General features: G+C 62.2%; 19 protein-coding genes. 3 read left to right on the top strand and 16 right to left on the bottom strand.

From position 1 onward, the window contains the following. The first annotated feature begins 17 nt into the window (after positions 1–17). The 3 genes from BN2475_RS03465 to BN2475_RS03455 all read left to right on the top strand — a co-directional run bounded on the left by BN2475_RS03465 (position 18) and on the right by BN2475_RS03455 (position 3,002). Complete coding sequence (locus tag BN2475_RS03465) at positions 18–749, top strand: class I SAM-dependent methyltransferase (RefSeq protein ID WP_094778185.1); 732 nt, start codon at positions 18–20, stop codon at positions 747–749. A gap of 98 nt (positions 750–847) precedes the next feature. Next, on the top strand, positions 848–2,008 hold the full coding sequence (locus tag BN2475_RS03460) for a methyltransferase domain-containing protein (protein ID WP_094778184.1): 1,161 nt from the start codon (positions 848–850) through the stop codon (positions 2,006–2,008). A gap of 94 nt (positions 2,009–2,102) precedes the next feature. Beyond that, complete coding sequence (locus BN2475_RS03455) at positions 2,103–3,002, top strand: methyltransferase domain-containing protein (RefSeq protein WP_094778183.1); 900 nt, start codon at positions 2,103–2,105, stop codon at positions 3,000–3,002. A 43-nt stretch (positions 3,003–3,045) separates the two neighbouring features. Here BN2475_RS03455 and BN2475_RS03450 read toward each other — a convergent pair whose 3' ends face one another. From BN2475_RS03450 to rfbD, 16 genes are all read right to left on the bottom strand, one after another. After that, complete coding sequence (locus BN2475_RS03450; protein WP_143325721.1) at positions 3,046–6,231, bottom strand: hypothetical protein; 3,186 nt, start codon at positions 6,229–6,231, stop codon at positions 3,046–3,048. Between the two features lie 50 nt (positions 6,232–6,281). Further along, complete coding sequence (locus BN2475_RS03445) at positions 6,282–7,091, bottom strand: glycosyltransferase family 2 protein (RefSeq protein ID WP_094778181.1); 810 nt, start codon at positions 7,089–7,091, stop codon at positions 6,282–6,284. A gap of 22 nt (positions 7,092–7,113) precedes the next feature. Beyond that, positions 7,114–7,470 (bottom strand): DMT family transporter, encoded by a 357-nt coding sequence (locus BN2475_RS03440; RefSeq protein WP_094778180.1) that lies wholly within the window; start codon positions 7,468–7,470, stop codon positions 7,114–7,116. Further along, entirely contained in the window at positions 7,467–8,300 is an 834-nt protein-coding gene (locus BN2475_RS03435) for a sugar phosphate isomerase/epimerase family protein (RefSeq protein ID WP_094778179.1), read from the bottom strand. Before BN2475_RS03435 ends, BN2475_RS03440 begins: the two co-directional genes overlap by 4 nt. Next, positions 8,297–9,091 carry an NAD-dependent epimerase/dehydratase family protein gene (locus BN2475_RS03430; RefSeq protein WP_094778178.1) on the bottom strand — a complete coding sequence of 265 codons (795 nt, stop codon included), beginning with the start codon at positions 9,089–9,091 and terminating at the stop codon, positions 8,297–8,299. The genes BN2475_RS03435 and BN2475_RS03430 overlap by 4 nt, the downstream gene beginning before the upstream one ends. Continuing rightward, a complete protein-coding gene (locus tag BN2475_RS03425) occupies positions 9,088–10,227 on the bottom strand; it encodes an NAD(P)/FAD-dependent oxidoreductase (RefSeq protein ID WP_094778177.1) in 1,140 nt (379 codons plus the stop codon). Before BN2475_RS03425 ends, BN2475_RS03430 begins: the two co-directional genes overlap by 4 nt. Before the next feature lie 20 nt (positions 10,228–10,247). Beyond that, positions 10,248–11,261: a glycosyltransferase gene (locus BN2475_RS03420; protein WP_281254178.1), complete on the bottom strand. Its 1,014-nt coding sequence runs from the start codon at positions 11,259–11,261 to the stop codon at positions 10,248–10,250. 343 nt (positions 11,262–11,604) lie between these two features. Beyond that, a complete protein-coding gene (locus tag BN2475_RS03415) occupies positions 11,605–12,735 on the bottom strand; it encodes a glycosyltransferase (protein ID WP_094778175.1) in 1,131 nt (376 codons plus the stop codon). A gap of 11 nt (positions 12,736–12,746) precedes the next feature. Further along, a complete protein-coding gene (locus BN2475_RS03410) occupies positions 12,747–13,994 on the bottom strand; it encodes a glycosyltransferase (RefSeq protein ID WP_094778174.1) in 1,248 nt (415 codons plus the stop codon). After that, positions 13,987–15,108 carry a non-hydrolyzing UDP-N-acetylglucosamine 2-epimerase gene (gene wecB, locus BN2475_RS03405; RefSeq protein WP_094778173.1) on the bottom strand — a complete coding sequence of 374 codons (1,122 nt, stop codon included), beginning with the start codon at positions 15,106–15,108 and terminating at the stop codon, positions 13,987–13,989. The genes BN2475_RS03410 and wecB overlap by 8 nt, the downstream gene beginning before the upstream one ends. Next, positions 15,105–16,682, bottom strand: coding sequence for a polysaccharide deacetylase family protein (locus BN2475_RS03400; RefSeq protein WP_094778172.1), 1,578 nt, complete (start codon positions 16,680–16,682; stop codon positions 15,105–15,107). Before BN2475_RS03400 ends, wecB begins: the two co-directional genes overlap by 4 nt. Beyond that, complete coding sequence (locus BN2475_RS03395; protein ID WP_094778171.1) at positions 16,679–18,061, bottom strand: phenylacetate--CoA ligase family protein; 1,383 nt, start codon at positions 18,059–18,061, stop codon at positions 16,679–16,681. The genes BN2475_RS03400 and BN2475_RS03395 overlap by 4 nt, the downstream gene beginning before the upstream one ends. A gap of 274 nt (positions 18,062–18,335) precedes the next feature. Then, positions 18,336–19,112: an ABC transporter ATP-binding protein gene (locus tag BN2475_RS03390; RefSeq protein WP_094778170.1), complete on the bottom strand. Its 777-nt coding sequence runs from the start codon at positions 19,110–19,112 to the stop codon at positions 18,336–18,338. 4 nt (positions 19,113–19,116) lie between these two features. After that, positions 19,117–19,935: an ABC transporter permease gene (locus tag BN2475_RS03385; RefSeq protein ID WP_094778169.1), complete on the bottom strand. Its 819-nt coding sequence runs from the start codon at positions 19,933–19,935 to the stop codon at positions 19,117–19,119. Position 19,936: 1 nt separating this feature from the next. Further along, positions 19,937–21,352, bottom strand: a complete 1,416-nt coding sequence (locus BN2475_RS03380; RefSeq protein ID WP_094778168.1) for a mannose-1-phosphate guanylyltransferase/mannose-6-phosphate isomerase — start codon at positions 21,350–21,352, stop codon at positions 19,937–19,939. Between the two features lie 236 nt (positions 21,353–21,588). Beyond that, entirely contained in the window at positions 21,589–22,512 is a 924-nt protein-coding gene (gene rfbD / locus BN2475_RS03375; RefSeq protein ID WP_094778167.1) for a dTDP-4-dehydrorhamnose reductase, read from the bottom strand. Positions 22,513–22,518 lie beyond the last annotated feature (6 nt).

The following is a 22,518-nucleotide window of genomic DNA, read 5'->3' as shown; positions in this document are numbered from 1 at the left end:
GGTTGAAAAGAGGTACCATGCAGTCAGCACTCATCCACCCACACGACGACATGTTTCATGGGTCCACCGAGCACTACGCATCCGTCGGAACCCAGATGGCGGAGTTCGTTTCCTATGCGGCCAAACTTGCACAAGCCGATTCACCAAACGTGCTCGAACTGCCATGCGGTTACGGACGGGTCACACGTCACCTCGCCGCTCGATTCGATCCGCAAAAGGTACACGTGGCCGACATCATGGTGCCGGCCGTCGAATTCTGCGTGGCGACATTCGGCGTTACAGGCTACTCCATTGTCGATCCGGTCTATGAGTTCCAGAATGTCCCCGATTCGTTTTTCGAAGTCGCCGCGCTCGGCTCACTGATCACTCACCTGTCCGGGCACAATGCCCGTACGGTCATGAGGCATTTTTTCAAAAAATTGAAACCTGGCGGCGTCGCGGTCGTTACCACACATGGTGCCCGTTCGCGCGAGATTCTGGAGACGGCGGACTGCTATCAGATCGGTGAGACTGCACGCGCCCATTTGCTGAGCAGTTACGATGCGGGCCAGTTTGGCTTCGTCAACTACTTGCCCGACCACTCGCTTGAGGCGAAGACGGTCGATTACATCGGAGACAGCTATGGGATTGCGCTGATTCCGCACAATTGGGTCGGCGACCTTTGCAACGACAATGGCTTGACCATCCTCGAATATCGTCCCGGCGGCTGGGACAATCATCAGGATGTCTTTTTTATCACCCGTGCGTAATTGAAGAAATTACCGATTGCTGCCAAGGTACGGTAAAACAATCTCAAACACTGCCAGCGGTTGCTACTGACAAGTCGAATTCGACTCGAGGAGGCAACATGCGGAAGGAAGATAACGGTCACGAGATTCCTGGTGTTAAAGAAAAACGCCGAAACCATCTGCTAAACGGTTTGGATATTCAAAGCAGTGTCGGTGTGGAAATAGGTCCGCTCTGTTGCCCCCTCGTACGGCGAAGCGATGCCGGGACGATTATCTACGTCGACCACACCGACACTGAGCGGCTGCGTCAAAAATATCAAAACGACGCTCATGTCATTGCCGATGAAATCGTCGACGTCGACGCCATCTGGGGCAAAAACACCCTGCACGAAGCCATTGGCGGCCGGTATGTCGATTATGTGATCGCGTCACACGTGGTGGAGCACGTTCCGGATCTCGTGACTTGGCTACGCGAACTGGCGGCTGTGCTCAAACCGACAGGCGAAGTCCGCCTCGTCGTTCCCGACAGACGTTTTACTTTCGACTATTTTCGCCGGGAGAGTCGTCTGCCTGAAGTCTTGACGAGCTATATCGAACGCGCACGGATTCCTCATCCCTATTCTGTGCTCGATTTTTGCCTGAATGCCGTTGAAGTCAATACCGTGGAGGCATGGCAAAAGCGCATTGATCCTCAGTCTGGGGGGCAATCTCACGCTGCAGAGGGTGCGATCCACGTCGCGCGCGATGCGTTCGAGAATGGCGTGTACTACGATGTGCATTGCTGGGTTTTCACGCCGAGGTCGTTCGCAAAACTCATGGGCGACCTATGTCAACTCGGTCTGCTCGATTTTGCATGCGAGCATTTCAGCGATACGGTCAAGAACGAACTGGAATTTTCAGTCATCCTGAGACGTTCCCTCGACCGGAAACATATAGCCGACAGCTGGCTGCGAATGGAACACGCAGCCAGCAACGCAACGCCAGGCGTTCCCTTCTGGCGGCTTCGCCGCAAGCTGGAAGCATTGCGCGCGAGGCGGCTCGACGCATGGCCCACTCAACGTATCTCAGGACAAAGCAGCGACCTCGACCCTGTCGAACCCACCATCTTCCCACCTGGTTTTGTTCCTGCCGATTATCTCGCGGCCAACCCGGATGTTTTCCACGCGGGCGCGGACCCGGTCACTCATTACAAGCATTTTGGTTGGCGTGAAGGACGTCCAATCCGCCCGTCATCCACGGCTGCGGCTGCAAAGCCTCCGGTTGAATTAGGAACGATGTGATGGCCACGCTCGCCAAGCCGCTCGTCGCACAGAACGCCTGGCTATCGTAACGGCTCAACTAAGACCTGGATAACTTGCCTGGCGCAGGAGACCCATGATTTCGACAGTCCGTTCTTCCCTCACCCGAAAGCAAAAGCTCCTCGCCGGCCTCAATCAGAAGGACAGTCTCGGCCTGGAGATCGGCGCGTTATGCCGGCCGTTTCTTCTCAAGGACGACGGGCCCGTCATCTACGTCGATCACGCCGATACGCAGACACTGCGTGACAAGTACAAGGACGACCCCAACGTACACGCGGACGCGATCGTCGAGGTGGACGCCGTCTGGGGCGCCAACACGCTCGAACAGGCACTGGGCGGAAGGCAGGTCGACTACGTGGTCGCGTCACATGTCATCGAGCACGTGCCGGATCTCATAGCATGGTTGAGCGAACTGCGTTCCGTCCTGAATCCCGGCGGCGAGGTGCGGTTGATCGTCCCGGACAAACGCTTCACGTTCGATTACTTCCGTGAAGAGACGCGCATCGCTTCGGTCCTGTACAGCAACCTGATACGCGCACGGGTTCCCCAGCCACAGATCCTGATCGACTATTGCCTCAACGTCGCCAAGGTGGATTGCATCTCGGCCTGGAAGTCGCCCCTCGACCCCTTCTCGACCGAGCGGCACCACGACGTCAAAACCGCATTGGATGTGGCGCGAGACTGCCTCGAAAATGGGGCCTATCACGACGTGCACTGCTGGGTATTTTCGCCCCGCTCGTTTGCGCGTCTATTCCGTGAAATGGCGGAACTCGACCTGATCGATCTTGCCTGCGTCAACTTCTTCGACACCGCGCGAAATGATATGGAGTTCTTCGTTGCGCTCAAGCCGTCTAACGACAAATCTCACATTGTGAATAGTTGGCGCCGGATGGAAACGGGAGTCCGCGACGATGCGCCCGGACGTCCGTTCTGGAAAGCCAGACGGGCGTTGCACTTCGCGCTCGCTCCCTGTTGATCCTTGCAATCAGCAGAGAGCGACCGCCAAAGCCAGTTCATTGCTAGCGGAAAATATTGCGCTGATACAGCGCCACGTTCCTGATGCCAAATGTCCCGCACGCGTTCGCGTCGGCGAGGGTCATTTGCAGACCCAGCACTCGTTGCAGCGTGAGCCATCGCGGATAGGCATCCAGCGGGACGATCAGCACGCCGTCGTCGCCCGTGAAGGTCAAATGGGCAGCCTCGGCCGGACCCGACTGCGCGTCGCCCCACCACGCCACTTTGAACCGCGGCGTCGCGCGGCGGTCCATGCAGGCAAACTCGAAGCGCAGCAGCCCAGCGCCGTGACCCGAAACGTTGAGCGTAGACAGGTCGAAGCTCAATTGCGGATTGCCGCCCGTCACCTTGTAGACGCCTGACTCCGCTTGCAGATCGTGCAGGGTCGGCGGCAACGCGTCGAGCGTCGTGACCTGGGTCATTTTCTTCGACAGCGAGCGGTCCGAACGCCCCCAAGCCACCGGAATCTTGCCCAACTCAGGCTTCGCAAACGATGTGTCCTGCAGCGCCAACCGGTATTGCGCTTGCAGTGCCGGTTCCAGCGTCACATCAATGACACCCGGATAGCCAGCCTGCGCAGGGTCGAGCGGTCCGCCGTCGAGCCAGATCACATGCTGTTCAGCCGACAGCTTTGCGACCTTGTGCGTCTCGCCGTTATGCAAACGAATTTGTGTGCCGGGCGCGAACGCGGACATCGGCGTGCTCACGTCCAATGACAACGCGGCTTCGGTGCGGCTCACGCCCCGGTCCCATTTGTCGTCCGTCAGGTCTCTCATTCCGACGGTCAGGCGTTGCCCCTGCGTGGCGGCCATCGCCGGCGCGCTAAAGCCGAGGATGGCGCCGTCCGCCCACACCGGCGTATAGCGATCCATCACGAACCGGTACAACACAGGGTCTCTCAACGCGAGGCCGCCGCCATCGTACGTGATGTTGTCCGCCGAGAGCAGCGCGATGCTGGGCAAATCGCGCGACAGCCTTTCGACCGCTCGTTGCTGCTGTCGAACCGGCGCCATGTTGTAAGCCGCCGTCACCGCCATCGTGACCGGCCTGCCGAAATAGAACGTCTGCGCATTGTGCGACGTCAGATCGAGGTAGCCCGCACCCGGCGCCAGCTTGCTATTGAGCAACGTGTTGAGCTTGATGAGCCGCGCCCATTGCTCATCTTGCACCATCGCGTGCCCGACGTTGGGCATCCCCACGTCCGCGCCGTTTTTCAGCGGCCCGATCGGCGTAAATGACGATACCGCAGATACGGCCGTGGAAAAGGCGAGCGTCGTGTACGTCAACGTTGCGCTCATCCCCGCGACAAGCACGACCAATGCCACGCGGTTGAACCTCAGAGTCGAGTGCCACGCAATGATGGGAATCAACACGGACCAGCCGAAAATTGCCGCCAGGCCCGCGCGAGACATATCACCTGGATCGATACGCCCCATCGAGTAAGGCGTCAGCAGCAGCGCGAACAGCATCACCACGACCGCCGGCAGAAACGTCGCGGTTTTGGTCGCGCGATTCTTGATGCCTGAGTACACCATCATCAAACAGAATGCCGGTGCACCAAGCCACAACATCCTGATCGATTCGAAAACAAGGCCGGACTTAGGGCTGCCTGGCTTCCAGCTGTTCTCCCACGCAATGCCGTACGCAACCTGATTGATGGGACCGTTTTCGAGTACATACCGGATCGCGCCGATCAACATGGCGGCCAACGGAGTCGCCAGCGCAAGCACCAGAAACGCCACGCAGACCGCTGCCAATGTTTTCCAACCTTCGCGCTCGCCGCCACGCCACATGCGCCATACCGCTTCGAGCGCCAATATGCCGGACGCCGCAGCAAGCAGCAGACCCGCCGGCGGCACGCCCAGCACTACCATCGACGCCGTCACAAGCCATACCGCAAGCCAACGCGCAGGCTGCGCCCGCAGTGCGCCACTGAACCACAAGCACATGAACGGCGTGAAAAACAGAAAAGCCGTTCTGCCGCCAATAAAGAATGTCGAGACCAGCGCGAGACCCAGGCTCCCGGAAAATTCAAAGAGCGCGAAGAAAGCGACGAGCGCCAGCAGCGTCGAGCTCAGCCGGGTTGCATCGAAAATGCTGGCCGCCGTGCCGTCATAGAACACGACCGAGAGTAGTCCGGGTAAATCGTCCTCCATGAAGCCGTGAGGAGAGATATAGCCGACATAGGGAGCCACACCCTTCAGGTACGACGACCAGCCGAGCAGGTTCTGTCCAAACTCGTAGTCATTCGGGGAAATTGACGGGCCGATCGTATTGCCAAACTTGAAAGCAATCAGCAGCCCAAACAATGCAAGCGGCGAGAACAGTACCTTGTAGCTCTGCCTGTCATCGCGGCAATAGCCGACGTAGCGCCGAAACACGTCGACCACACCGGCGACGACCAACGCGATCGCGAGCGCCTTCAACGCCCACGTCGTCGAATATTTGGTCAGTGAGCCGTCCGGCAGCGCGAGCCGCGCCGGATAAAGCGTCAGGAAAAACAGCGGTAATCCCAACTGGCCGACGACGACGCTTTTGGGCAGGATGCGCAACACGAGTCGGGGCGTGAAGGCCGAAGCCAACACCAGCAAAAACAGCCCGCCGATCAGCAGATGCGATACCTTGGCGTAGCGTGTCACGTCGATCGGTCCCGCGAGGCCAACCGGCGCGCGGCCCAGCACGAGCGCAATTTCGAGCGGTACGAGTGCCAGCAGGAATGCCGAGAACAGACTCAGCCCGGTCACCCATGGCGACACGCGCTCCGACTTATCCGCCTGCAACCACGCCGATACGCCGAGTATCAGCAACCCAGCCGCGGAAACCAGCTGTATGGTCCTGTCGATCGATGAGCCGGCAATCAGTCCCGCGATCACCACGACCGACGGAATCGACCACCACAGCAGTTGCTCCGCAAGATCTTGCGCGTATGCAGACTGCGTACCATGGCTCTTAAGTTTCCTGATCTGCGCCGACAGAAATGCCAGGCCGGCAAGCAACACGCCCATGAAAAACAGCGGCGCGAACATATCCTGAAACTTCGTATTGGCTCCCCATGTAATGCTGCCGACAATGAAATCGGCATACGTCGGCGCAAGCGTAAAGCGCAAGCCCAGCGCCAGCGCGGCAGCGGCCAGCGAGGCCGACGCCACCACCACGCTGGTCTTTTCTGTGTTTGTTAGTTGGTTTTGCATTGAACAGCTCATTCGTCGCAGCTTACGCGCGTGCGAGTCGCGCTTTCATTTCACACCGGGTTATAAGCCCCAAAGCACGCCTTGAACAGCACCTGCAACACCGACAGATTGCCCTTCACACTACTGATCTTCGTCGGCACCTCGCCCTTCGGATAACGTCGCGTGGTCGCGACTTCGAGACACCGGTAGCCGAGCTTCGGCGCGCGATACGACAGATACGCGAGCAACTCGTACGTCGAGAAGACATCCCTGAACGGTGCGACACGCGAATCGAGCAGCATCTTGCGGCTATAGGCCCGGAAGCCCTGGGTCGTATCGGTCCAGTGAAAACCGGAAAAGAGACTGAGCATTGGCGCATGAATCAGCCGGATTGCCAGATCGCGCGACTTGGGCGTGTTCTCCGCGATGCCGCCAGCCAGATAGCGTGACGCCTGCACGAAATCCACACCACGCTTTAACTCTTCGATGAAGCGGGGAATCGCGTCAGGGTCGTCCTTGTCGTTGCCGTCGATCGTGACGATGCCCTCGTACCCTTGATCCAGCGCCAACGCGTAAGCGCAGCGCAATTGCGCGCTCAGCTTGCCGGGCCCCGTCTTGAGCAACAGCGTGTGAACGCCCTTGCTCTTCAGGAACTCGAGATCGAGCGAACCATCGGTACTGCCGCCGTCGACGATGATCACATCCGCTGCGACGGGAATACCGAGTGCCGCCATCCGTTCGAGCAGATTGCGAATGCGCGCGCCTTCGTTGATCACCGGAATCACGACGCACCATGGGCTGCGCGATTCCGACGTCATCTGAATCCTGCAAGCGGGAACCTGCCACGTCGCGCGGACTTGCTGGGGAATGTCGAGTTTCATTGAAGTCTGTGATCCTTTTATCTCACCCTACGCGGGCCGTAATGAGCGCAACGCCTGCGATGATGAACAGGATTCCCGCACCGACGGTCCACGGAAAAGGCTCACGAAATATCACCACTGACAGAACCGCCACACTCGCAATCGCGCCGGCGGTCAGCACAGGTTGTGCCACGTTCAACGGCAGCCGGCTAAGCGCCGCGGCGTACAGCAGAAAGGCCGCGCCGTACAGCGCGAGGCCCAGCCAGAACGGCCCATTCTTCAGCGCGCCGATCGGATCGCTAAGACTCGGGAAGCGCCGCGGCGGCATCATCGCGATCTTGACCAGCACGCTTGCGGAAGCATTCGACGCAATCCCCAGCACCAGAATCAGCCACTTCATGCGCACGCTCCCCCATCGGAGCGGTAGCACCGAACGGCCTCGCCGACGGCACGACGAACCGCGTCCATGGCCGAGCCGGATTTCGGTGCGAGCATTTCGATCGACACCACCTGCTGCGGCAACAGCTCGGTCAATACGTCGGCGACCGCGCGGTGATTCGTTCCGCCTTCGCCAAGCGTGACGAGATTGGGTTCGCTCGCGTGGACATGGCCGATCAGCTGCGCGTATTGCGTCACGACATCGCGCACGTTTTCTTCGTTGATCGTGACCGCGCCCGTGTCAAGCTGCATGCGGATCGCAGGATGCGCAACGGCCGACACGACCGTGGCAGTATCGCGGCTATTGGTCATGAAGTTCGCTCCATAGCACGGTGGATTGGGTTCGAGGCAAACGAACACCCCCTGCTCGGCAGCGATGTCGCCGACGCGGCGGAAGAACGTCACCGCGATATCGTGCGCGGCATCATCGGTGAGTCCGGTGCGATCGCGATTGCGCGGTGAACCGAATACGAGCCGTTGTGCGCCCAGGCCCGCACCGACCCGGCACACCGCGCGCAAATGCTCGAGCATCGCCTGCTGAGATTCGGCCGTGCCGAACACATTCAGCCCGGTGGTCCCGAACAGCAGCGACTGCATTCCGGTGATGGCGATACCGCGCCCCGACCACCATCCGCGAACGCGTGCGATGTCGGCCGCCTCGGCGGTCTTCGGGTCCGGAAAATACTTGCCCGGCGCAACGTCGATTGCATCGACGCGATACTGTTGCAAAATGTCCGCGACGTGTTGATCGTCGGCGACTTCCCATGCAATGTTCGAAATGGCGATTCTCATGCGTGCCCCGCCGATCCGGCAGCGGCCTTCAGCGGCTCGGATTGCGCATACGCGCGGACCGCCTGAATGGTCTCCCGCTTGCTGTATTGATACGAGCCGGTGGCGCCGAACAGCCCCGCATGCACGGTGCGGAAGTCGTAGCTGGCGGGTTGCGCCACGGTCGCCTGATCGAACGGTCTGCCGAAGCCCGCCTCCGACACTTCGGCCACCGTGATCGGCTCGGCGGTCAGATGCACGAGCTTCAGACCCGCAGCGAGCGCAGTCTGAATGTCATGCCAGAGATTCACCATCGGATAGAACTGGAAGGAGCCGCGGCTATCGATCGCATGAAGATTGTTGCCGTTCAGAAAATCGAAAATCACGTTCTTGCGAAGTCCCGGTCCAACGAGCCCTGGCAGACGGACGATCAGATGGCTGGGAAAGTGCGTCTCGACGAATTTCTCCAGCAGGCGCCGATGCAAGCCATACGCATGCAAGCCTTGCTCGTCCACCGGCGTGTTCTCGTCGACGCCGACCGGATTGCGAAACACGTCGACCGTGCTGATCAGGACGAACGTATCGCACTTCACCGTCGACAGATGCGCGATCAACCCTTCGATCTTCTCGCGGTCCGCCTCGGGTTGCGCGTTCGCAATCCACTTCTGCGCCGGTGCACCCGCGCCGACCACCAGACCGAACGACGACCCGCGGATCTGTTCAATGTTGGTCGAGCGGAATTGCGCGTCGAAATGCTTTTGCTTCAGCAGGGTCGATCCTACGAACCCCGAATATCCAATCAATGCATCGTTCATTTGCCTGTTCCCAATACCGTGTGTGTTTGCGAAGTGGCAACGAAGGTCTCCGCGTCCAGCTTCTCGAGCACGTCGTAGATGTTATCGATCTTGCCGCCCAGGATCGAATAGAGGCCATTCGACGCCGGATACTGCTCGAACAATATCGGGCGACCGTCGTCACCTTCGTTTTTCACGAGGACCGTTTTGACCTCGAACAGCGAGTCGACGTAACGCGCATCATAAACTGCCGGAAAGTAGCGCCCGACGTCCCGCATCATGCGGTCCACGCGGCTGTCGCGCTGATACTCGTGCAATCTTTTGTACGGGTCTTCGCCCGGCGCATCCATCCAGCTCGAATGCGGCGTATAGCGCACGTGCGAGAGCGTGTGCAGGCCGCGAGCCGGAAACGGCATCATCGAGAAGAACGGGCCGTCCATCACGGTCACGCCAAGCCCGCGCAATTCCGGTGGCGTCTCGACCAACGCCATCTCGGTGATCTCGTGCTTCAATTTCGTCTGCGTGCCATGAAAGTCGCCGGCGAACTGGTTCAGACCGCTATACGTGCAGTTGAAAACGTATCGGGCGTGCAACGCCGAACGGTTCGCATCGTCGCACTCCAGCACGAAACCGTCGCCCTGCCGGTGAATTCGCTCAACTCGCGTATTCAGCCTGACCTCGACGTCGAGTTCGGCGAGTTCGCGCCTTGCCCAGTCCGCGAGCCGGGTTGAATCGAACGCGTACTCCTCCACCAGAAACACCTGCTCGATCAGGCGCGGTTCGAACAGATCGCGAATCGCCTGCGGAGCGGGTTCGAGACTCGCGCCGATCTCGCGGCAAAACCGCTCGAACTGCCGCGCCGTCACTTTGGAATTGCGCCGCGCGATCGCGTAGACCTTGGTGAAGTCGCGCTTTACGGCGTCGGGAAAGTCGCGCACGAAGCGAGGTAGATTGACGCGACTGCGAAAGGCCGTCGTGAAGCTGCGCGGATAGTGATAGCCGTTGTGAACGCGCGCCTGATTGTTGTACGAAGCGCGCACCAGCAAGGCCGGCTCACGTTCGATCAACGTCACCGTCTTCAGCCCGCGCTGCTTCTTGAGGTAAATCGCGATCGCCGTTCCGTAGAAACCGCCGCCGATGACTACAGCATCTTGCATGAGCCAATCCTCCCGTTCAGTCAGGAGGAATGCATCGAGTCGTTCACGTTCGCGCGATGTGGCTCAGGCAATCTGACGTCTTCGATATTCAGTTTCTGACGACGCGTCATCACGCTGCTCGTGAATTCCTGCGCGACATGGTATAGGGGACCTTCGTTGCTCAGCCGCGCCATCTGCAGAATGTACTCGCCGAGCACCAGCAGCACGAGCGAGATCAGAAAGAACATGCCGGACTGTTGCAGCGACAACGTCACCCAACCTGGCGCCACATCCGCCTTCAGCAGCGCAATCGCGATCACGTAAGCCGAGTAGATCAGGTTCGACACCGCGCCGAATAGCGACAGCGCGGTCACGAGCCGCATCGGCGCCCGCGTGGTCGACACGAGCAGGCGGATGCCGCGATCGATGCTATGCCACAGGTGCTTCGCATGCGCGGCCTTGGGCGGCACACTATAGGTCAGGTTCACGCGCGCAAAGCCGCCAGTGGCCGGCAGATACCGGTAAGTCATCGCGGGCATCGGATGCTGCAGCATGAAATTGATCACGCGTTTGCTGAGCAGCCGGTACTGGGGCGCATCCTTGGCCAGGTGCACGCCGTTGGACCATTTGTACATCGCATTGAATGCGCTCAGGCACGTACGGTACGCCCAGCTTTGCACCGGCTTCTGTTCGTTGTCGGCGAAGACCACGTCCGCGCCGCTTGCCGCCCTGTCGAGCATGGTCGGAAGGAAGCGGATGTCGTCGACCAATGGGTCGACCACCGCGACGAAATCGCCGAGCGCATTCTCGAGCCCCACCCACGAGGCCGTGTCTGAATCGACCTCCTTGGTCAACGCATATACCTGCAGATTCGGCAAGCCGCGCTCGCTCGCCAGTTGCTTGAGTACGGCGACACTGTCGTCCGCGGACGCGTTGTCCACGACAATCAGTTCGTAGTCGCTGACGAGCGTCCCCATGACCGCGGCGGCATCCTTCAGCATGACTTCGAGCTCTCGCGCCTGATCGCGAACGACAAATACGACGGACAAAAACACCGGGAAAAACACGACCTGCCCCCTGGCAATAAATCGGCCTAAGCGCAACGCTCCGTGAACCTGCAACGCCAGCCTCGCGCAGAACATTTATCGGCAAGGATCGACATTTTGTGCGGCATTGCGAAAAGCGCAATGCGCAAAATGAGCGTCGGCGCTCGGAGAGGCATTGAACACGCCCCCGCCGTGTACGGATGCGCGCAAACAGCGTTGGAAAATTGCTTCCGGCGCTTTGCCTGGCCGGAAAAATGAGTCCAACTATGCCGTTACCCGCTATTTATTGCAAGTTGTTTCAGGGTGTAAGAAGTATGCGCGACACCGCGCGCCAGCGCACCCGCCGGCCGCTTTATAGCCCCAATACCTCCTCATACAGTCCGCGATACGCGTTGCCCAACGCCGGCCCGGAAAACAGCCGCTCATAGCGCTCACGCGCCGCCGCCCCCATTTTCAGCGCGAGCGGTTCGTTCTGCACCAGTTGATTGACCGCCGCCGCAAACTGCGCTGGCGATTCAGGCGGGACCACGAACCCGGTCACGCCATGCTCGTTCACATACGAGGTGCCCGAGCCGACCTCACAGCAGACCATCGGCTTGCCGAACATTTCGGCCTCGACGAGCACCATCCCGAACGCCTCCGAGCGCAAGTGCGATGGCATCGCCAACGCGCGGCAGCCGCTCAGCAACGCGACCTTCTCCTCGTGCGACACCTGCCCCGCGAACACGACATTCGACGCACCTACCTGCTTCGCCAATTCAGTCAGCCGCTCCATCTCGGGCCCGGAACCCGCGATGACGATGTTCGAAGCGATCGACGGCGCCGCTTCGATCAACGTGTGCAGTCCCTTGTAGTACCGCAGCACGCCAAGTGCCAGCACGTACGGCCGGTCGCCGAGTCCGAGGCGCTCGATGCATTGCGGCCTGAAGCGCCCGAGTTGCGGATCGTCGCGATAGTCGATGATGCCAAGCGGTATCGCCTTCAGTCGCTGCTCGTCGACCATGCCGGTCAACACCGCGCTGCTGCGCGCATAGACGGCCGAAGTGGCGACCACCGCCGACATCGAGCGCAACGTCGAGCGCATCAACGGTCCATACACGTAGCCCAGCGCGCGCTGGCGCACCACGTCGGAGTGATACGTCATCACGGCCGGCTTCTTCACGCGCCCCAGCAGATGCAGCACATCCGCAAAGGGCCACGGAAAGTGAAAATGCAGCACGTCGGCCCATTCGGCCTGGGCCCGATACTGCCGCAGCGACTCGAAGCCGCCGAGGTCGCAGGAAGCCGGCGCCGCCCATGACCGCGAACGTGTCACCACGCCCTCGGGAAACTGGATGTCGCGCGGCACCGGATTCGGCGACAACGTGAAAATCCGCGGATCGACCCCGCAGGCGCGCGTGGACAGGCTGATCTGGCGGATCGCCTCCTGCAGCCCACCGGGCGGGTCGGGGAAATACGTGCGATAGATGTGCAGAACTTTCATGCTCGCGCCACTCACGCCACCGCGTCCAGCGAAGCCGGGCTGCCATTGCCCTCGGCACGGCCACGGAACGTGATCGCCAGCATCTTGTCCAGGCGCGCGTCCCACGTGTTCTCGCCCACGGCCGCACGCACTTCCTCGGCGCTCAGCTTGCCGCGCGCAAGCTGCTTTTCGATCGCGGTGATAAACGCGTCGGTATCGCCGCCCACTTCGAGACCCGCACGCGGCTCCTTCGCGAAGTCGAGCGGGGTCGACACGACCGGCAAACCGGCCGCGAGATATTCGTAAAACTTCATCGGGAACATCGAGCGGGTGTAGTCGTTCAGCAGCGTCGGCAGCACGCCGACCTGCATGCCGCGCAAATACTGCGGCAGGATTCGATAGGGGCGATAGCCGAGCAGATGCACGTTCGGCAAGCGCGCCAGTTGCGCGAGCAGATCGCTGCGCTGCCCTTCGCGCTCCTCGCCGATAATGATCCATTGCCAGTGCGGCCGCGCCTGCGCGGTCTGCAACAACAACGGGAAGTCCACCTTGAAGTCCGACAGCACGCCGTGATAGATGAGCCGTGGCTCGGGGATCGCGGCCAGCTCGGCAGGCAGCGGTCCTTCGGCGCGCGCTTCGCCAAAGTGCGCATCGTCCACCACGTTGCCGAAAAAATGCGTGTTGCGATTGAACGGCAAACAGGTTTCCTTCAGCGACAGCGCGGTCGTAAACACCGCCTCGCACTGCCCGAGCAGCGCCTGCTGCGCACTGCGAAACGCGTCCACGTCGACGCCGGGAATCTCCGCGATATCGTCGACGCAGTGATACACGAGCGGCCCGCGCGGCAACGTTGCGATCGCGTCAAGCATGTATGGGTGATACGTCCAGACCACCGGCTTACTGAAGCGTCGCGACTTCGCGAAGCGTTGCACCTTATAGCGCAGCAGCGCCTGATTCAGCGCACGCACGAACGGCAGGTGATGGCCGGCCGGCACCATCAGCGGCGACAGCACCCAAACGTTTTCCGCACGTCGCGGCGGGCCGAGCACGAGCGACTGCACGCCGCGCCACAAACGGCGCCACAACCGCGCCCAGTCGCGGCCGCTGCCGACCTTCGGCGAGCGGAAGCCGACGCTCTCCACATAGAGAATCCGCCAGCCGCGTGCGGCCAGAATGCTCGCCGTGTGCTGCTTGTTGGTCCAGTAGGGCTCGTCCCAGTCGGCGGTCGAAAATAGTATGCAGTCCTGCGCGGCCAACGCCGTGTTCTTGCCGTCAACCAATGAACACCTCGACCGGTCGGCCTTGCAGGCTCTCGACGATACGCTGGGAAGCCAGGCCATCGCCGTACGGATTCGCGCGATTGCGCAGCGCCGCGCGCCGCGCCGGATCGTCGAGCCAGCCGCTCACCGCGCTCTCGATACTCGCCGCGGCCTGGCCGGCCAGCGTCGCGAAACCGGCATCGACGCCTTCGCGGCGTTCCGTGTGATTGCGCATCACGACCACGGGCACGCCAAAGGTCGGCGCTTCTTCCTGAATGCCGCCGGAGTCGCTGACCACGACCGCGCTGCCGCTGATCAGATACAGGCTGGTCGGATAATCGACCGGCTCGATCAGTGCGAGGTTCGCAATGCCGTCCAGCTCGCGATGCACGGGGCCGCGCACGGCCGGATTCAGATGCACCGGAAACACCCACCGGTAAGCGCTGTAACGCTGACACAGATCGCGCAGCACCCGGCAGATCTCCTGCAGCACGTCGCCGAAATTTTCGCGCCGGTGACAGGTGACGAGCACATGTTCCTTCTGCGCGCCGTGCCATTGCGGCAGCGGACTTTGCGGCGGGCTCACGCGCCAGCTCTCGCGCACCTCGGCAATCGCATCCACCACCGTATTGCCCGTCACGACGATCTTTTGCGCCGCGACGCCTTCGCTCAGCAAACTGCGACGCGCCGATTCGGTCGGCGCGAAATGCAGCGTGGCGATGCGGCCAAGCAGACTTCGATTCGCTTCCTCGGGAAACGGGCTCGACAGATCGCCGGTACGCAGTCCCGCTTCGACGTGGCCCACCCGGATCCCGCGATGAAACGCCGCGAAGCCCGCGCAAAAAGCTGTCGTCGTATCGCCCTGCACGATCACCCAATCGGGACGCACTTCGTCCATCGCCCGATCGAGCGCAGCGATCAGACGCGACGACAACGCATTCAGCGATTGCCCCGGGCTCATCGTGTCGAGCGTGATGTCCGGCTCGATGCCGAAGAACGCGAGCGCCTGCGCGGCCATGTCCTTGTGCTGCCCGCTCGCGCAAACGATCGTGTCGAACTCGTCACGCAAGGCCCGCACGACCGGCGCCAGCTTGATCACCTCGGGCCGCGTGCCCATCACCACCATGACTTTCATTGCAGTGCTTTCCCCGCCTCGACCTGCGTGTGTGCGCCCCGGAACTCGACGCCGAGCGTCAACGGCGTTGTTTCACTGGACGGCGTCACGACGCGAAACGCGCCGCCTTCTTCGATGATCTGCGTGAGCGAGCGGAACCTGAGGAAGTCGAGCGCGGCTTCTTCATGCAGGAACAACGGCTTGCGCGCCGTCCTGCGGATATACGCGATGAACTGCTCGTGCGCGTCGATGCGCGACGCCTCGTCGCGCCAGCCATACGCGTAGCGCTCCGAGAACGGGTGATCGAGATAGCCGAACAGCGTGTTGGTCGCGTACGCATGGTCGAAGGCCTGCTTGAAAATGGCGAGCGGGTCGCCCCCTTCGAGCATGCAGTCGCCATGCAGCATGCACTGCTGGCTGTGTCCGACGAAGCCTGCCGGCAGTCCGGCAAGCGCGCCGCCACGCGCGCTCAGGAACTCCGGATCGTTGCGAATGATTCCGCCGATGCAGCCGGCGTAGCCGGCGTCGATGAGGCCGCGCATCGCGTAAGGAGGCGACTGGTGAAACGGCGACACCGCATAACGCACCGGCACGCCCGTCACCCGTTCGAGCAGCTCGGCGGACTGGCTGCCTTCGGCGAGCGCGGTGTCGTAGCTGCCGCCCCAGTTCGGCGCGTGCGTGGCCGTATGCGACAGCACCGCTCCCTGCTGGCGATCGGCCAGCAACTCGCGAAGAATGCCGAGCTGATCCGCGCGATTCAGGTTCTGCGTATGGACCGCCAGCGTGAACGGCACGCCGAGGCGCTGATACGCTTGCCACAACGGCCGCGCCGATTCGATCTCCTCGTCGCAATCGAGGCGCGATGTGATCGCCGCGTCATAGCCCCACGGCAGCTCGCTCAGAACCGGCTGACACGGCAGCGCGTCGGGCCGGTAGCCCGACACGAACTGCTCGACCATGCGCCACTCGAACGAATCGCATGGGCCGACCGGCCGGTTGAACCACAGCACGCTCGACGCGCCGGCGTCCCACAGCGCGGCATACGCGAACTTCCGCTCGCCGTTCACGACGACCGCTGCGAGTTCCGCTTCGGCGGGCACCTGCGCCGCCTCCGTCACCGCCCAGATCGAGCCGTCGGCGCGAATCGCGCCGTAGCCGAGGTTGTTCCATTCGTCGGTGAAGTCGAAGCGCTCGAACGGGCGTTGCCACGCCTGCCCGCCAAGCGTCTGCGCGAGTGCGCCGTAGCGCACCACCGCCGCGCTCGCGCGTGCCTCGCCGGCGGGCGCGGGTGCGCTGCGGCTCGCCTGCGCGAGGTCGCCCGGCAAGTCCGCGGGCCGGTAGCGCAGATAGTCCGCGAGCGCGATCGGCATGTGACCGAACACGATCAGCTTGCGTGGCCGCGCGGTGACCAGCGCGATGAGGTCGGCGCTCCAGCCATCCGGCGCGTCGATGGCGACCACCACGTCCGGCGCGATCTCGCGCAGCATGTTGCGCGAGATCGCCTGAGCCTGGGTCGTACTGACCGAGCGCCGCAGCGCCGCCAGCACATGCTGGCCGGCGTCGGCGCGAGCGTCCGGAAACACGACGCCGATCATGCGCTCACCACGTGACGGAATTTAGCCCGGCTGCCGACCCGCACGAAATCGTCGTGACCGACATACGCGATCGTGAACGCGTCCTGCCAGAAGTGGCGCAGCTTGGCGGTCGTTTCGTCCGCGTTGGCGCTCGGCTCGAGAACGATGCGCAAGGTCGGCGGCGTGGTGCGCAGATCGATCTGAAATTCCTGGATTCCGCCGACGCGATGATCGAGCATGTCCTGAATGTGGTGCGTCGGGTGCGCGACGCCGTTGATCGGCACGACGTCGTGAATCCGTCCGACCACCTCGGTCAGGAAAAAGCCTTTGTCCGTTTCCTGCACACGCGCGAGGTCGCCGGTCGCATAGCGGATCAGCGGCATCAGCCTGTTGCGAAAGCCCGTGAACACCAGTTCGTGCGCGCCGTCGGGATTGTTCTCCGACACGCGGCTCTCCGGCCAGCCTTCGGATTCGAGAATCTGGAAGCCGCCTTCACGGCCGTCGAGTTCATAGGCCATCACGCCCAGCTCGGCGAGGCCATAGCGGTCGATCACGCGGCAACGCAACGCCGACGCGATCATCTCGCGAGCGTGCGGTTCGAGCAGCTCGCCGCTCGACTCGAACACCTCGAACGCCTTGCCGCCGCCATACTTGCGCTGCACGTAGCATGCGAGCGCGTACATGGTCGACGGATGCGAGTGCGCGAGATAGGGCTTGCGACGCTTGAGCGTGCGCCACATTTCCTCGAGACCCTGATCGTCGATGCGGTCGAAGAAGATGTTGCTGCGGTTCATCGCGAAACATTTGAAGTCTTCGCGCGACGGCCACTCGGGCACGACCTGGTCCGGGAAGCGGCACGCGAAGTGCAGCTCCGAGCGATGCCGCAGCTTGCCGATCCGTTCGCGGCAATAATTGGTGACCGCCGACGAGTAATCCGCGCCTTGCTGGTCGTAGTAGATCGTGGTGGACAGCCCGGTCGAGCCGCCGGTCTTGCACGCGTGATGGCGGCCCGCTTCCAGCGGTCCCGACAACAGGCGCGGGCCCTGCTCGCGGATGATGTCCTTGGTCAGATACGGCAGCTCTTCCAGATAGCGCGGGTCCTGTTTGACCTTGGCCGGATCGAACTGCCTCGCCTGAAACAGATCGCGGTAGTAAGGCACCTGCGCGCCGGCGAATTCCAGCATGCCGGCGAGGCGTTCGAGCGCGATGCGGCGGCGCTGCGGCATCGGCAGCGTGTAGTGCTCGCGCAGCTCCTGGATCTTCGGACGCACGCTGCGTTTCTCGCGGCTCTCGGCAATCGGATACGCGACATAGCCGCCCGCGAATCCCTTCAAGGTGCGAAACGGCTGACGCACCAGCAGGGATTCGGAGTAGCGCAGAAATGGGTGATTAGCTCGCATGAAATTCGAACCTTGTTGCGCCTATGGCGCGCCTATATTGCGCATGGGCTCATGCCCCTGAATTGCGCTGTTGGGTTACGCCTGTCCGACTCCCACCGAGTGCGCCGCGATGAATTCGCGGCCAGCATCGGCAGCGCGATCGCATGGCCGCGAAGCCTCGCCGGGAACCGGAAACATTCGATTCGCGCAGCACGTCATGGCGCGTGCGGTGAGCAACGATGCAGCGACCTGACGACGCAATGCTGCGTGAGCGCCGCCGCTCACGCTCGCAATCTCAATGCGGTATTTGCGCCGCGTGACTGACGAGCGGTGCGTCGCTTTTCTCGGGCGGGCTCACGGGCTCGTCGGCAACCATCCGGCCGTGCTCCATCAGGATCTTGCGATTGCACACGCGTGCCACCAGCGAGGGATCGTGCGACGCGACCACCAGCACCGACGCCTTGCCAACCAGGCCCTCCAGACGCTCGGCGGCCTTGATGCTGAAGGCCGCGTCGCCCACGCTGAGCCACTCGTCCATGATCAGGATGTCGGCTTCGACACTGGTCGAGATCGCGAACGCGAGACGCAGCATCATCCCGCTCGAATAGGTGCGCACCGGCAGATTCAGGTAGTCGCCCAGTTCGCTGAAATCGGCGATCTCGTCGATCTTGCTGCGGATGCGCGCCGGCTTCAGGCCGTCGAGGATGCCGCGCAGATAGATGTTTTCGAAGCCGGTCGCGTCGGGGTCGAGGCCCATCGACACGTCCAGCAGCGACGCAATCTTGCCCTGCACCTTCAGCTCGCCGCGCACCGGCGCGTAGACGCCCGACAGCGTGCGCAGCAGCGTCGTCTTGCCGGAACCGTTGTGGCCGATCAGGCCCACGCGCTCGCCTTCGGTGAAGCTGAAGCTGAGGTCGTCGATCGCCCTGACGATCGCATGGCGGCCTGCATCCTGGCCGATCCGGCCACCCGTCGTGAGATTGAGCACCGCCTTTTTCAGCGAGCGATGCGAGTTCTCGTAAATCGGAAATTCGACGGAGATGTTACGAGCGACAATCGATGAAGAACTCACAATATCAAAGCCAGTAAGGAACGCGATTACGGAAACGTTTCATCAGCAGTTGCGCGAACGCGAAGCCGACGATCAACAAGCCGATCGACCAGGCCCACGATTCCCAATGGGTCGGACGGCCGGTGAGCGGCGCACGCACCGTTTCGATCAGGTGATACAGCGGGTTGTATTCGGCGACCCACGCGCGGTCCTTCAGGATTTCCGGCGACCACATGACCGGCGTGAAGAAGAACACGACCTGGATCAGGTTGGTGACGATCGGCGGAATGTCGCGAAAGCGCGCGCACAGCACACCGAGCGTCACGCCGAGCCACACGCCGTGCAGCAGCAGGATCAGCAGCGCGAGCGGCACCAGCACGAATTCCCAGCCGGGCCAATGGCCGAAGGCGAGCAGCAGCACCACGACCACCGGCAGGCTGTGCAGCAGGATCACGAAGTTGCGCCACGCGATCCGGCATACGTGGATCGTGAGTGGCAGACGGATCTGCTTGATCAGATAGGCGGCGCCAATGAACGCCGAACAGCCTTCATTGGCCACCGATGCCAGGTAGGCCCATACCACCAGACCCACCGCGAGAAACGGCAGATAGTCCGAGATCTCCTGGTGCAGCAAGGTGGAGTACAGCGCGCCGAGCACCACGACCATGATGATCGTGCTCAACGTGAACCAGAACGGTCCCAGCACCGAGCGGCGATAGCGTTGCCGGATGTCGTGCCAGCCGAGCGTGCCCCAGACCCGCACCGATTTCATGCCGACGATCAGATCGTCGCTCTCGGTGTGACGCGTCAGGTCTTCTGTGTCATTGGTAAAGCTGATATCCATCTCAAGTACGTCCGTAAATGTCGTCGAAGCGGACGATATCGTCTTCGCCCAGATATTCGCCGCTCTGCACTTCGATCATCACGAGCTCGACCACGCCCGGATTTTCGAGCCGATGTTTGTGACCCGCCGGGATATAGGTCGACTCGTTGGTCGACACAAAGAACTCCCGTTCGCCGTTGACGACCTTGGCCATGCCGCTCACCACCACCCAATGCTCGTTGCGGTGATGATGCATCTGCAGGCTGAGGCTCGCGCCCGGCTTGACCTCGATGCGTTTGATCTTGAAGCGCGGACCTTCTTCGAGCACCGAGTACGTGCCCCACGGCCGGTGCACCGTGCGATGCACCTTGTAGGTTTCATGGCCGCGCGCCTTGAGCTCGGCGAAAATCTGCTTCACGTCCTGCGCGCGATCCCGGTCTGCGATGAGCAGCGCATCCGGCGTGTCGATCACGATCAGGTTCTCGACCCCGACCGCGCCGATCAGCCGGTCGCCGCCGCGCAGATAGGTGTTCTTCACGTCGAACAGCAGCGCCTCGCCTTCGACGCGATTGCCGTTCGCGTCCGCCGGCGACAGGTCGCTCAGCGCGGTCCACGAACCGACATCGGTCCAGCCGATAGCGCAGCGCACCACCGCCGCGTGTTCGCATTTCTCCATCACTGCGTAGTCGAACGACAGCTCCGGCACCGCGCCGAAACAGCCCGGTTCGAGCCGCACCTGGGCGCCTTCCTTGCCCGCGGCGGAGGGCGACTTCTCCATGCACTCGGCCGCCGCGCCGAGAATGTCGGGACAGTGCTGCTGCATCTCCTTGAGGATCGTGCCCGCGGTGAAGCAGAACATGCCCGAGTTCCACACGAACTTGCCCGACGCGAGATACTCGCGGGCCTTCTCGAGCGACGGCTTCTCGACGAAACGCACCACCTTGTCGCCATCGGCCTCGATGTAGCCGTAGCCGGTTTCAGGCGTATCGGGCTGCACGCCGAAGGTCACGACCTTGCCCGCTTGCGCGAGCGTCTGCGCCTGCGCCACTGCCGCCATGAAAGCCGTCTGGTCGGCGATCAGATGATCGGCGGCGAGCACCAGCATGACGGTCTGCTCGCCGTGCACCCTGGCCGTATGCAAGGCCGCGGTGGCGACCGCCGCGGCCGTGTTGCGGCCGAACGGTTCGAGAATGAACGAGGTGGCGCAGCCTTGCGCGTTCACTTCGCGGAAATCGTCTTCCGTTTTGAAGAACAGATCGCGATTGGTTACCGTCAGCACTTCCTGCACACCGGGTAGCGCCACCGCGCGCAAGAAGGCTTTCTGCAGCAGGCTCTCGCCATCCGCCAGACGGATGAACGGCTTCGGGTGCAATTCACGCGAGACGGGCCATAGTCTGGACCCCGCCCCGCCACACAGGATGATCGGTAACAAACTCACAGAGCCCTCTCAGTACAGTACTTATTACGCAGTCACACCGACGATCCGACGATCAATAATCAGCACAACCCATGAAATCAGCGGCTCGTACGATCGTTCGCGCGCCGCAGCCGGCTGATGGGCTGGCGCGGGTCCTGGTCGTTGATCGGTATTCTAACCTCGCCCCCTTTCACTATCGTCAGACAGCTCGAGTGCGGCGGCGCTGTGCGCTGTGGCAAGCGCCCTGAAACCTGGCGTCAGGAACGCACGGCGGGCGACTTCGGAAACCCGTCGGTCAGGCACAGCTTCAAGGCGTCGCGCCAATGCGGCGCGGCCAGTCCGAACACACGCGCCAGCTTCTCATTCGACATCCTCGAATTGGCAGGACGTTTCGCCGGCGTCGGATAGTCGGCGGCGGGGATCGGCAAGGTGTTCGGCCGGTTCGGCAAGTCCGCGAGTTCGAAGATGGCCGACGCGAAGCCGTGCCACGAAGTCGAGTCGCCCGCGCACAGGTGATAGACGCCCGAGCGCTCGCTCCACCACTTCGCGCTGTCTTCGGCGGCGAAGGCCTGAGCCGCCAGATGCGCGGTCAGCGTGGCGATCGTGTTGCACCAGGTGGGCGCGCCGAACTGGTCGGCGACCACCTTCAACTCGGGCCGCTCGGCGCCCAGGCGCAACATGGTCAGCAGAAAATTCTTGCCGCGCGTGCCGTACACCCAGCTCGTGCGCAGCACCAGATGATTCGCGCCGGTCGCGGCGATCGCCTGCTCGCCGGCGAGCTTGGTGCGGCCATACGCGTTCTGCGGATCGGTGCGATCGTCTTCGACGTACGCCCCTTCTTTGGTGCCGTTGAACACGTAATCGGTCGAATAGTGGATCAGCGCCGCGCCCAGCTTTTTCGCTTCTTCGGCGAGCACGCCCGGTGCATCGCCGTTGATGCGCAGCGCGAGATCGGACTCTTCTTCGGCCTTGTCGACCGCGGTATAAGCTGCCGGATTGACGATCAGCGCAGGCCGCAGTTCGCGAACCACGCTGCGGATCTGATCGGGATTCGACAGATCCAGCGTGGCGCGGTCCACCGCGACCACCTTGCCGAGCCCTTGCAGCGTGCGCGCAAGCTCGTAGCCCACCTGGCCGTTCACACCGGTGACGAGAATCGTCCGGGCATCATGTGCGCTCATGCGGCC

Origin of the sequence: Paraburkholderia ribeironis (assembly GCF_900019265.1) — a bacterium.
Classification (GTDB): Bacteria; Pseudomonadota; Gammaproteobacteria; order Burkholderiales; family Burkholderiaceae; genus Paraburkholderia; species Paraburkholderia ribeironis.
Note: the sequence above shows the minus strand (reverse complement) of the source record. Positions and strands in the feature narration are given on the sequence as shown.

Bases quoted from the DNA above. Each gene is read 5' to 3' on its own strand.
- BN2475_RS03465 (WP_094778185.1), top strand. From the start codon at position 18: ATGCAGTCAGCACTCATCCACCCACACGACGACATGTTTCATGGGTCC.
- BN2475_RS03460 (WP_094778184.1), top strand. From the start codon at position 848: ATGCGGAAGGAAGATAACGGTCACGAGATTCCTGGTGTTAAAGAAAAA.
- BN2475_RS03455 (WP_094778183.1), top strand. From the start codon at position 2,103: ATGATTTCGACAGTCCGTTCTTCCCTCACCCGAAAGCAAAAGCTCCTC.
- BN2475_RS03450 (WP_143325721.1), bottom strand. From the start codon at position 6,231: ATGCAAAACCAACTAACAAACACAGAAAAGACCAGCGTGGTGGTGGCG.
- BN2475_RS03445 (WP_094778181.1), bottom strand. From the start codon at position 7,091: ATGAAACTCGACATTCCCCAGCAAGTCCGCGCGACGTGGCAGGTTCCC.
- BN2475_RS03440 (WP_094778180.1), bottom strand. From the start codon at position 7,470: ATGAAGTGGCTGATTCTGGTGCTGGGGATTGCGTCGAATGCTTCCGCA.
- BN2475_RS03435 (WP_094778179.1), bottom strand. From the start codon at position 8,300: ATGAGAATCGCCATTTCGAACATTGCATGGGAAGTCGCCGACGATCAA.
- BN2475_RS03430 (WP_094778178.1), bottom strand. From the start codon at position 9,091: ATGAACGATGCATTGATTGGATATTCGGGGTTCGTAGGATCGACCCTG.
- BN2475_RS03425 (WP_094778177.1), bottom strand. From the start codon at position 10,227: ATGCAAGATGCTGTAGTCATCGGCGGCGGTTTCTACGGAACGGCGATC.
- BN2475_RS03415 (WP_094778175.1), bottom strand. From the start codon at position 12,735: ATGAAAGTTCTGCACATCTATCGCACGTATTTCCCCGACCCGCCCGGT.
- wecB (WP_094778173.1), bottom strand. From the start codon at position 15,108: ATGAAAGTCATGGTGGTGATGGGCACGCGGCCCGAGGTGATCAAGCTG.
- BN2475_RS03400 (WP_094778172.1), bottom strand. From the start codon at position 16,682: ATGATCGGCGTCGTGTTTCCGGACGCTCGCGCCGACGCCGGCCAGCAT.
- BN2475_RS03395 (WP_094778171.1), bottom strand. From the start codon at position 18,061: ATGCGAGCTAATCACCCATTTCTGCGCTACTCCGAATCCCTGCTGGTG.
- BN2475_RS03385 (WP_094778169.1), bottom strand. From the start codon at position 19,935: ATGGATATCAGCTTTACCAATGACACAGAAGACCTGACGCGTCACACC.
- rfbD (WP_094778167.1), bottom strand. From the start codon at position 22,512: ATGAGCGCACATGATGCCCGGACGATTCTCGTCACCGGTGTGAACGGC.